Origin of the sequence: Micromonospora noduli, from assembly GCF_003264365.1 — a bacterium.
GTDB lineage: Bacteria > Actinomycetota > Actinomycetes > Mycobacteriales > Micromonosporaceae > Micromonospora > Micromonospora noduli.
Map to the genome: position 1 here is coordinate 1 of NZ_PYAK01000121.1, position 4,153 is coordinate 4,153.

Genomic DNA, 4,153 nt, shown 5'->3' on the forward strand with positions numbered 1-4,153 from the left:
AGGAAGATCCACCGCATCGGGTGGGTCACCGAGAACACCCACCCGCCGCCCCGCGCGCCGCACCGTCGCGCCGCCTCGCAGCGCAAGATCGCGCAACATCCTGGACTTAGTGGCATCCCGGCTCGTCGTGGCCACTACATCCTGGATCGAGCGTGACCTTGACGGTCGAGGGCGTCCCGAAAGCCGCTCCCGGTCAATCGGCACAGTGTTCGTCGTCAAGATCCGCGCAATATCAGGGATGTTGCTGTCTCTCCTCAGCCGGAGGCAGCAACATCAGGGAAGTTGCGCAGATCTTGGCCTGTGGCCTGTGGCCTGTGGCCTGTGGCCTGTGCCGTGGGGCGTGGGGCGTGGGCGTGGGCCGTGGGGGTCGCAGAACGTGCGGCCGCAGGCGCGAGGTCGCGGCTGCAGGGCGTGAGGCATGGGCGTGAGGCCGCACGGCGCGAGGGTCGGGGCGCGAGGGGTGGGTGCGGGGACCGGGGGATGGGCCCGGGGTGTGGGGCCTGGGCCACGGCGAGGGGCGAGGTGCGGGATGCGGAGGGCGTGTCCCGTGGGGCTGGTGGGAAGGGCGCCGGTTAGGGTGTCGAACACACGTACTGCTGACGGCTGGGGAGGGGGCGGCGTGCGCGTGCTCGGTGTGGACCCGGGGTTGACCCGGTGTGGGGTGGGCGTGGTCGAGGGTGTGCCCGGCCGGCCCTGCACCCTGGTCGCCTACTACGTGGTCTACACCGACCCGGCCGACGACCTGGCGCTGCGCCTGTTGCACCTGGACCGGTCGCTGAACAAGCTGGTCGCCGAGCATCAACCGGAGAGCGTTGCTGTCGAGCGGGTGTTCAGCCAGCACAACGTTCGTACCGTGATGGGCACCGCGCAGGCCAGCGGCATCGCCGTGCTGGCCGGGGCGCGGGCCGGGCTGCCGGTGCAGACGTACACCCCGAGCGAGGTGAAGGCCGCCGTGACCGGGTCCGGTCAGGCCGACAAGGCGCAGATGACCGCCATGGTGACCCGGCTGTTGCGGCTGGCCGAGCCGCCGAAGCCGGCGGACGCCGCCGACGCGCTGGCCCTGGCCATCTGCCACGTGTGGCGCGGCGGGACCCGCTCCAAGCTGGCCGCCGCGGCCGACCGGGCACGACGAGGAGGAGCACGATGATCGCCAGCGTGCGCGGCACGGTGACCGCGACGGGTCCGGACCAGGCCGTGATCGAGGTCGGCGGGGTCGGGCTCGCCGTGCACTGCGCCCCGGGGACCCTCGCGGAGCTGCGGGTCGGCCAGGTCGCCCGGCTCGCCACCAGCTTGATCGTGCGGGAAGACTCGCTGACCCTCTACGGCTTCGCCGACGACGACGCCAAGTCGCTGTTCGAGCTGCTCCAAACCGCCAGTGGGGTCGGCCCGCGGCTGGCCCAGGCGGTGCTGGCGGTGCACACCCCGGACGCGGTTCGCAAGGCGATCGCCAACGCCGACACGGCCGCCCTGACCCGCGTACCCGGGATCGGCAAGAAGGGCGCGGAACGTCTGGTGCTGGAGCTACGTGACCGGATCGGCCCGGTGCCGATCGGCGCCGACGGGGTGGCCGGGGTGACCCGCGGCAGCTGGCCCGACCAGGTCCGCCAGGCGCTGGTGGGGCTGGGCTGGACGGCCGGGCAGGCCGATCAGGCGGTGGCCGCGGTGGCGGAGTCGATCGAGGGTGAGACCCCGCCGGTGCCGGTCCTGCTCAAGCAGGCAATCCGACTGCTCGGTCGTACCCGATGACCGCCCGGCCGCAACGGGCGGCGGCACGATGAGCGCGAGGAGTGAGCCGGGTTTGCGAGCCCCGCAGTCGCGAATGAAGAGGGCACGATGAGCGAGACCGAGGGGCTCGTCTCGGCGTATGTCAGTGACGCCGATCGGGACGCGGAGGCCACGGTACGGCCGAGGCGGCTGGCCGAGTTCATCGCCCAGGACCGGGTACGCGACCAGCTCGACCTGTTGTTGCAGGGCGCCATGCGGCGGGGGTCGCCGCCGGATCACATCCTGCTTTCCGGCCCACCCGGGTTGGGTAAGACGAGCCTGGCCAACATCGTCGCCGCCGAGCTGGGCGCGGGCATCCGGGTGACCAGCGGCCCGGCGATCGAGCGTTCCGGTGATCTGGCGGCGATCCTGACCAGCCTCGCCGAGGGCGACGTGCTCTTCATCGACGAGATCCATCGGATCGCGCGGCCGGCCGAGGAGCTGCTCTACAGCGCGATGGAGGACTTCCGGGTCGACGTGGTGGTGGGCAAGGGGCCGGGGGCGACGGCGATCCCGCTGGACGTCGAGCCGTTCACCCTGGTTGGCGCGACGACCCGCTCGGGCCTGTTGACCGGGCCGATGCGGGACCGGTTCGGCTTCGTCGCGCACCTCGACTTCTACGCCCCTGCGGATCTGGAGACGTTGCTGCACCGTTCGGCGCGGATCCTGGGGGTGCCGATCACGCCGGAGGGCGCGACCGAGATCGCCGGTCGGTCCCGGGGCACGCCGCGGATCGCCAATCGGCTGCTGCGCCGGGTCCGCGACTACGCCGAGGTCCGGGCGGACGGGGTGGTCGATCTCGACACCGCCCGTGCGGCCCTGATCGTGTACGACGTGGACGCGCTCGGCCTGGACCGGCTGGACCGTGCGGTGTTGACCGCGTTGGTCGACTCGTTCCGGGGCGGCCCGGTCGGGTTGTCCACCCTCGCTGTGGCGGTGGGGGAGCAGCCGGACACGGTCGAGGAGGTCTGCGAGCCGTTCCTGGTGCGGGCTGGACTCTTGGCCCGTACGCCCAGGGGGCGGGTGGCGACCGAGGCCGCCTGGCGGCATCTGGGGCGCACACCGCCGAATGGTACATTTGGTATGGATAGTCCGCCTGTGCCCGACTTGTTCTCCTTGGATGTCGATCAGCCGTGATGTGAACGTGATCTGTGCCGCATTCGGCGTTCTCAGGTGCAGGGTTTAGACTTCGCCGCGGTCTGTACAGGACGTGAGAATCCGCCTCCGCTCCGGCACCCACGGTGCCGGGGAGGTGGCCAATGGGAAGGTCAGTAACCGTGCATTTGGCAGCACCGGGTGGCGGGGCCGGCAGTTTCACGCCGATCCTGATGATCGCCCTGCTCTTTGGCGTCATGTACTTCATGATGATCCGGCCCCAGCAGAAGCGCCGCAAAGAGGCGGAGGCGATGCAGTCCAACCTCGGCCCCGGCGACGAGGTCGTGACCATCGGTGGGCTCTACGGCACGGTCACCGGCATCGAGGACGACACCGTCCTGATCGAGGTCGCCCCCGGCGTGCAGACCCGCTACGCCCGCCCGGCCATCGCGCGGGTGGTCACTCGCGCGGAACTGCCGAGCGAGCCGGTCACCGAGGACGCGGACACCGTCAAGGAGTGACCCCCCGGGGAGCGGCGAGTCCGGCGTACGGCCGGTCGGCCGGACTCCGGGTCGTCGCGCCCGAACGGGGCAGCGGGCGAGACGTGAAAACTGGATAGTTGGGTCGACGCCGGGCGTCGGCACGTTCCCGTGACCGTCGGCGTTCCGCGCCGGGGTGCCCGGTCCTCGTGTCGGCACTCCGTCGGCTCAAGGCAGACCCGTCGGGCGGGACCCCCGGCCCGACACCGCCGCCGCTGTGACAGCGGCGCGACCGTACAGGGAGACAGGACAGCCGTGGCACCACCTCAGGGACAGATGCGCCCCGGGCGGCAGCTCGCCGTGCTCGGGTTCATCTTCGTGGTCCTCTATCTTTTGGTGTTCTTCGCCGGCGCCAGCGGCAGCTGGAAGGACCGGCTCGAGCCCAAGCTCGGCCTGGACCTCATCGGCGGCACGCGGGTGACGCTGGAGGCGACCAACAGCGTCGACGGCAAGCCCCCGACGGCGGAGAACCTCGAGGAGGCCCGCGAGATCATCGAGAGCCGGGTCAACGCGTTCGGCGTGGCCGAGGCCGAGGTGGTCACCGAGGGCAACCGCAACATCGTCATCTCCCTGCCCGGTGAGAACCGGAACCTCGACGACGTGGGCGAAGCGGCTGAGCTGCGCTTCCGCAAGGTGCTCAAGGCCGCCTCCGGCAGCGGGGTGGCCGAGGCGCCGCCCGCCGCCACGCCGGCCCCGTCCGGTAGCGCCGCCCCGACCGGCAGCGCGACCCCGACCGGCGCCGCGACCCCGACCGG

At 71.6% G+C, this 4,153-nt stretch carries 4 protein-coding genes and 1 pseudogene; all 5 read left to right on the plus strand.

What is annotated here, in order from left to right:
• The first annotated feature begins 619 nt into the window (after positions 1–619).
• A complete protein-coding gene (ruvC, locus tag GUI43_RS33090) occupies positions 620–1,147 on the plus strand; it encodes a crossover junction endodeoxyribonuclease RuvC (protein WP_112584546.1) in 528 nt (175 codons plus the stop codon).
• On the plus strand, positions 1,144–1,746 hold the full coding sequence (gene ruvA, locus GUI43_RS33095; RefSeq protein WP_091401818.1) for a Holliday junction branch migration protein RuvA: 603 nt from the start codon (positions 1,144–1,146) through the stop codon (positions 1,744–1,746). Before ruvC ends, ruvA begins: the two co-directional genes overlap by 4 nt.
• 87 nt (positions 1,747–1,833) lie before the next feature.
• Entirely contained in the window at positions 1,834–2,901 is a 1,068-nt protein-coding gene (ruvB, locus tag GUI43_RS33100) for a Holliday junction branch migration DNA helicase RuvB (RefSeq protein ID WP_112584547.1), read from the plus strand.
• Between the two features lie 122 nt (positions 2,902–3,023).
• Positions 3,024–3,380: a preprotein translocase subunit YajC gene (gene yajC, locus GUI43_RS33105; RefSeq protein ID WP_112584548.1), complete on the plus strand. Its 357-nt coding sequence runs from the start codon at positions 3,024–3,026 to the stop codon at positions 3,378–3,380.
• Positions 3,381–3,653: 273 nt separating this feature from the next.
• A pseudogene (locus GUI43_RS33110) lies at positions 3,654–4,153 on the plus strand (protein translocase subunit SecD); the annotation flags it as partial.